Source organism: Okeania sp. SIO2B9, from assembly GCF_010672505.1.
Taxonomy (GTDB): Bacteria; Cyanobacteriota; Cyanobacteriia; order Cyanobacteriales; family Microcoleaceae; genus Okeania; species Okeania hirsuta.
In genome coordinates this window covers 1-6921 of record NZ_JAAHGK010000267.1, presented here as the reverse complement: position 1 = coordinate 6921, position 6921 = coordinate 1, and the positions used below count along the sequence as shown (strand labels likewise).

4 protein-coding genes are annotated in these 6921 nt (G+C 39.8%); 1 reads left to right on the top strand and 3 read right to left on the bottom strand.

Features of this window, described 5'->3' with window-relative positions; all coding sequences use genetic code 11:
* Positions 1-34: 34 nt before the first annotated feature.
* From F6K13_RS11760 to F6K13_RS11750, 3 genes are all read right to left on the bottom strand, one after another.
* Complete coding sequence (locus tag F6K13_RS11760; RefSeq protein ID WP_287287435.1) at positions 35-739, bottom strand: PEP-CTERM sorting domain-containing protein; 705 nt, start codon at positions 737-739, stop codon at positions 35-37.
* 844 nt (positions 740-1583) lie between these two features.
* Positions 1584-2882 (bottom strand): pitrilysin family protein, encoded by a 1299-nt coding sequence (locus F6K13_RS11755; RefSeq protein WP_287287434.1) that lies wholly within the window; start codon positions 2880-2882, stop codon positions 1584-1586.
* A 1876-nt stretch (positions 2883-4758) separates the two neighbouring features.
* Positions 4759-6267 (bottom strand): FAD-dependent oxidoreductase, encoded by a 1509-nt coding sequence (locus tag F6K13_RS11750; protein ID WP_124143041.1) that lies wholly within the window; start codon positions 6265-6267, stop codon positions 4759-4761.
* A gap of 171 nt (positions 6268-6438) precedes the next feature.
* On the opposite strand from F6K13_RS11750, the gene F6K13_RS11745 reads away from it, so the two are divergent.
* Positions 6439-6921 (top strand): transposase (locus tag F6K13_RS11745; protein ID WP_287287432.1); only part of this gene is annotated, 483 nt, incomplete at its 3' end.

The window sequence follows — 6921 nt, the reverse complement described above, 5'->3', positions numbered from 1 at the left end:
AAATGTAAGTTCACAGGTCTAATTTCCGGTAAACCTACATTTCTTCTTCTTGTTTGCGCTTGAGGGAAGTTGCGCCTAAAGTACCCAGAGCTAGTAAACCTAAGATAGAAGCAGGTTCAGGAACTCCTTGAGTATCAGGAGATCGTTGAGTAAGCTGAACATTATCAAGTTGGAAAAAGGCAGGCCCGGTAAAGTTTTCTGGTATAAACCAATCAAAATTGATGCGCACAGAACTATTAGCAAAAGCAGATAAATCCAATGAACCAGTTAAGTTTCCTGTATCACTAAGGAATTCTCCTGGATTAGCCATTAGGAAATTGGTGCTTAGAAGAGTCGATCCTCCTCCAACTTCTTCAATATTTACATCAAATACTCGAGAAGTTGTTGCTGGATTGCCAAGATTATAGTTCCAAGCACCTCTAAAGTCAAAGGAAAGTTCTGTATCGCTTGAGCTAATGAAAACATCTTGAGCAATACTTATTGTACCTGGGCCGTTGCCATCAAAACCATGCAAAGCAGCAAGAGATCCATCTGTGGGAGCGCTTGTAAACAAACCCAAACCTGGTGAAACACCAGCACCACCAACAGTCAAAGGAAAAAATGGATCGCTTAGATCTTCCGTTATCCATCCAGTAAAACCGTTTTCAAAACTACCATTGACAATTGCACTAGCATCAGAAATAGCAGTTAAAGTAGCAATAGTAGCACCTGCAGCAGCGATTGAAAGTTTCTTGAACATGATTAAATCTCCTTAGTAAAGTTTATTTTGATTGCGTACAACTCTAATCTACCCCCCCCCGAAAAATCTGCAACCCCTTTATGCTCTACTTTACCAAATCTTTAAAAATGTCTACAGTGTTTTTCGTCGTGAAAATCAGCAAAATATATTAGGAGTCGAGATTCTAATGTATTGCTATGGAATGGGTAATTATTAAGTTTTTATGAAGCGACATAACTCTTTCCGGATATTAAGGTGTGATCGTTGTATTATTATGTCTTCAAGTTAGTCGTATAGCAGAAATTTTCCAGAGAGTGATTCACCACAAATATGATTACTGCCAATTTTGATTGCTTGGTGCGTTATGGCATGTCCGGTTGAACAGTGATAAATAAATAACTACGGAGGAGTCAGGAGTCAGGAGTCAGGAGTCAGGAGGGAAGAAAGAAGAAGAACAGGAGAAGAAGGAGAGAGTTTTCTGATCACTAATTATCCGGATATGATATTACGGCAGAAATTTTCCAGAGAGTGATTCACCACAAATATGATTATTGCCAATTTTGATTGCTTGGTGCGTTATGGCAGAAATTTTCCAGAGAGTGATTCACCACAAATATGATTACTGCCAATTTTGATTGCTTGGTGCGTTACGGCAGAAATTTTCCAGAGAGTGATTCACCACAAATATGATTACTGCCTAACGCACCCTACTGGACTGTTTCACCTAAAATAGTGCATTAGGCTTTTTGATAATCACCGCATCACCCGGTCATTACATTCCCCCACCCCCCCCATTTTCTAATGCACATTTTTAGATGAAACGATCCACTACCTAACTACTACCTAACTACCTAGCTTTTTACACTTACTTAGGTCGAAACGCTATTACTCCATAAGCATCAACAGACAAATATTTTGATGCTGCCTGTTGAATATCTGATGAGTCAAGTGCTTGAATATGTTGAGGATAATTTAGCGCTGGTGCTAAGTCTCCTACTATTGAGTGATAGTAACCATATAAATTAGCCCGATCGCTTGGTGTCTCATTGGCAAAAACAAACCTATTGGCAACCAATGTCCGAATACGTTGAATTTCTGTTTCTGTCACCGACTCTTGTTGAATAGTATGTATGTGGTGAGCGATCGCTGCTTCTACTTCGGCTAAATTTTCTTCTGGCAACCTAGCAGATATATAGAAAACTCCTTGATGACGATGACTCATATTACTCACACCAATAGAATAAACTAAACCTCGCTCTTCCCGTAAGTCACGCACCAGGCGAGATGTTTTCCCCCGACTCAAAATAGTTGCCAACACATCCAAGGTATAAGTTTCATGTAATTGAGTTAACCCAGGTACTCGCCAAAGCATCATTAACCTTGCTTGCTGAAGAGCTTCATCAACTACTTCATGGCGAACTATTTTTGTAAAAGGTTGCTCTGGGGTTAAATTATTTGTGGGTGGTAGTGGAGGTATTTCTGGAATATTTTTGCTGTTTTGTGCTTCGGTAAATGAACTGGCGACTATATCAATTAATTCTTCTACTGGTAAATTTCCGACTACAGTGGCAGTCATAGAACCAGGTTGATACCAAGTCTGATGAAAGTCGCGCATTTGTTGGGGTTGCAGTTGAGAAACAACTTCAGCAGGACCTAATACCGGACGACGATAAGGTAATTTTTCAAAGGCGGTTTCAATCGCTTTTCGGTAACAACGACGGTTAAGGTTATCATTTGAGCGCCGAATTTCTTCTAGTACAACAGACCGCTCTCTTTCAAAAGGGTCATCTGCAATGCTGGCATTTAGGAGTACTTCCCACTGCAAAGGTGCTAATTTGGCAAAGTCTTTAGGAGCAGTGGTAATGTAAAAATGGGTGTAGTCTTGACTAGTGGCGGCATTCATTACAGCACCTTGTTGTTCTACTAAGCGTTCAAATTCACCACCAGCGAGTTTGGGAGTGCCTTTGAAAATTATATGCTCAAGAAAATGGGCCATACCATTGATTGGTTCGGATTCAACTGCAGAACCAACGTTTAGCCAAATATTGAGATTAACTGCTTCAACTGGTAGGTATTCGGCAATGATAGTAAGTCCATTTGGTAGTTGGTGGATAGTAGGGGCGTTGAGAGATTCGAGGGTTGGTTGGACTAGGGTTGAGGTCATTCTTGATTTTTTCTGTGGTTTACCTTTCTCAATATAGTGACATCTCCTCCAAAAGAGGGAACACCGGATCTGGGAACAGGGAACAGGGAACGGGGAGAAATAATTCAGGATTTACGCATGAACGCTATTGGTAGGGTGTGTTAGCGGTAGCGTAACCCACAAAGAACTATATCTATGGTCAGTGCGTAAGTCCTATAGCAGAGGGAAGAAGGAAGAAAGAAGAGGGAAGAGGGAAGACAGAAGAAGTAATATCATGTTCCCCCTCCGGGGGAGCTACGCTAACGGTTGAATACTTAGGGTTTGCTGAAAAAGTCTTATGGGTGAGGGTAGGAGACAGCTATACTGGAGACAACCCACCCCTCGCCCCTCCCCCTCCCAGGAGGGGAAGACAGGAGAAATGGATCGGGAGCGAGGAGGTAGGAGCTAAGTTTTGTCAATTTGGGATTTTTCTGCCCCACTATGAGCCTAAAATACTAACTTTTTGAGTGTTTTAGACTGAAACAGGCGCACTGCAATTCGACCCTAAAAAGGCTACAACCTTTATCTGTAAATGCTTTGATATTTAATCAGCAAGCCCTACTTATAAATAACTGTTGTGAGTCCTCAGGAGTCAGTCCTCAGGAGTCAGGAGAGAAGAAAGGAGGAATGCTTATGAAATATTGCACAATAGTATTGATAATTTCAGTATTTCTTTGGTACTGTCGGTACTGTCAGTCCTTAAATTTTACAGGGCTTACGCAAAGGCACTACATATAGTAGATAAAAACTATAGCACTATGGTATATATAGTGTTTTTCCATTAAAATGCGTAATCCTGTTTTATTTATAACTGACCCGTCCGAACATGATATAAGAGGGAAGGGAAGAGGGAAGAGAGAAGAAGGAAGAGGGAAGAGGGAAAAATATTGCTTTGTCTGAGTTTTCAGCTTTTGCTCTGTCGGTCTCCTTTCCTTCGACTGCTTTGAAGAAGGCAGCTATGCTGAAGGTCTAATTGCTTATGGATAGTCAACAACCGGCCACTCCATGTCTACAAACCCCAGACAATTTTCACCACCCCCGTTGATGGCAGGGCTAATTCTTTGTCGTCAGAGAATATTAAAGCAGTTTTGGAGTTGATGAGGTACAAAATTTTAGGACTTTAGGGAGTAGGGAGTAGGGAAAAAAAGATAAATCTTTGAAGCTATACCTCATTATCCTAAAAAGTGCTGTAATATGAAATACATTTAATTGTGCAAATATACAAATTTCCCCACAGTCCCCACACTCCCCATCTCCCTATCAATTTTTCTAAGCGTGACAATAAATTGACCCTGCCCGTTGACAAGGGCAGGGCTAATTCATTGTGCTCAGAGAATATTTATATGGATATGAAATACATTTAATTGTGCAAATATAGCAATGAGCGCTCAGGTATTTACAATGTCCAGCTCAAAGTGCACTCTAGAAAAGGTGTACAAAAAATAATGTGTAAATATGCCAGCGCACATTGCTATATAAGAATCTCCCCATCTCCCCATCTCCCCAAATTCCCCTCCAGGGAGGGGTTAGGGGTGGGTCCCCACACTCCCCATCTCCCTATCAATTTTTCTAAGCGTGACAATAAAGTTTGTCAATAAATTGACCCTGCCTTGACAAGGGGGGAGACCGGAAGTCCCCCTTTTTAACGCGGATCTAGGGGGATCGTTGATGTACCTCATAGGGGTGAAAAGCGCTATATAGCGTTTCTCAGTAAGCATGAGGTACACTCTTGTCTTTACTTCACTATTGCCTGTTGCCTGTTGCCTATTGCCTATTGCCTATTGCCTGTTGACTGTTGCCTGTTGCCTGTTGCCTGTTGCCTAGAGTTTTGTACCTCACCAGCATGGTGATTGCTATATTACAACCAAATATTAGGAAATATTGATTTTCCTATCTCTCTGAACGACTTATTTATCGTCCTGGCAAATTGAATATGCTCTTCATCTTTTTCCACGGGAATAATATTAGCTTTCTGTCCTAATTTAAACTTATCTACTACTAAGTTAGCTGCTTCTAAACCTGTTACATAAGCTTTTTCCTGAGACCATGAACCGTGACGGTTAGCAATCCAATCTCCACTCATAAATATATTGTCAAAACTTGTTTTAGCAGGAAGTAAATATTGATAACTTCCAGGAAAGAAGTGAGTGACTGCTTCTCTAACTCTAACCACACTTTGGTCGATAATTTCTGCCTCTATAAATTCTGGAATACAAGTTGCTAAATATGTCTGTACCATTTTAATAATTTCCCCATCGCTCAAAGGTAAAAATTGATTAGCATGATAAAAATCTACCTCTACAACTGTTCCTGGTTCATGGCGAAATTCGTCGTGTAAAGCATTCAAATCAAAAAACGTCCAACCTGTAGTTGTATCAAATCCAAAGCAAGCATTAGAAGCACGAGGAATTGAAATTTTTCGGTCGAACCATAATCTGGTTCCCAATACATCAACTCCACCTAAATTATTAATATTCCTAAATTCTTGACGACTTTGCAGAGCTTCACTACCTGCCATAATCTTTTTCATCCCACTAATACCAACAGCAAAAATAACCGCATCTGCTTCAAATATTTGGTCTTCACAAACAACCTTTGTTGCTTTGCCATTATCATCAACAATTAAGTCAGTAACTCGCCGTTTTGTCAGAACTTTTCCACCTAGATTTTCGATATTTTCTACCCAAGGTTTAAATATCATTTCTCCTACAGTACCCCGACACCAAACAACATCAAAATCTGGTTGGTGAGCTAGGATAAAATAATATAACATTCCCAATGCAGCAGCAGCCGAACATTGTTCTCCTGGAGCAAATAAACCAACTAATAACATGGCATTAAAAGCATCATCATATAATCTTTTTGTCACGCCATATTGTTTGAATAATTCTCTCGCTGTTACTGCGTCGTATCTTCGCCAAGCTTCATCCGAATTATCAAAATCTATCACAGAATAAAGCAGTGGCAGAGCAGAAAGGCGATCGCTCAAAGGTAATCGTTTAAATTGAGTATAAATAAAAGTACCAAGAGGTGTTGGAAAAGGTGGTAAGTCTTGAAAAATAGGTGATTCTACCTCTAACCCAGCAGGAGAATATTGAGCTGAACGAGTCCAGGGAGTGAATGGATCGAGGTTTAGCTTCTTGACAAGAGAAAATATGTTATGGTAAGGATACCAAAAACCATGTATGCCCACTTCTACAGAACGGCCTCCGGGAGTTTTCCAACCAGCGACTAAACCACCGGGATAAGGGCCAGCTTCTAGGAGTGTAACGTCATAGCCATTTTTGGCTAGGTGGTGAGTGGCTCCTAAACCAGCCCAACCAGCACCAACTACTACTATTTTTGGAGTTTTAGTTCCTATTGTCATGCTACTTTTTTTAAGTCAAAAATTCAGTAATTTTTGTGGATTTTCTAGAGCCAATTTTCAGGCTAGTTTCCCAATTTTCTTCTAATTTGCTTAATTTTCTAGTAGTTGTCAAGGCTGTGCATATTTTGTGTTATAATTAAATAGTATTTACTTAGAAGTTGAATAACAAAGTTGATTACTTTAACTTACCAGTACAAGCTGAAACCAACTCAGCATCAAGAGGCAGAAATTAATCACATTCTTGATGTCTGTAAAAGTGTATATAACTATGCCTTAAGAAAACGAAAAGACTGGTTAAATTCGAGAAAATCATCAATTAGTAGTTGTTCAATTATTTCTGAGTATATTATTCCTGCTGATGCCCCTTATCCTAATTACAATCATCAAGCAAAAAACTTAACAATAGCTAAGAAAACTAATCCTAGATTAAAATCAGCAAATGCTCAGGTTTTACAACAAACTTTAAAACAATTAGACAGGGCATTTTCTGAGATGAAAAGTTTAGGCAAAGGCTTTCCAAGATTTAAGAAAAGGATGAGAAGCTTTGTCTTTCCTGCCATGCTGAAAAATTGTCTGGGTTGCGGTAGATTCAAGTTACCTCAATTGGGTTGGATTAAATTAAAGCAGAGTAGGCCATACCCGGAAGAAATGGTA

Coding starts and splice junctions, on each gene's coding strand:
- F6K13_RS11755 (WP_287287434.1), bottom strand. CDS start 2,882: ATGACCTCAACCCTAGTCCAACCAACCCTCGAATCTCTCAACGCCCCT.
- F6K13_RS11760 (WP_287287435.1), bottom strand. CDS start 739: ATGTTCAAGAAACTTTCAATCGCTGCTGCAGGTGCTACTATTGCTACT.
- F6K13_RS11750 (WP_124143041.1), bottom strand. CDS start 6,267: ATGACAATAGGAACTAAAACTCCAAAAATAGTAGTAGTTGGTGCTGGT.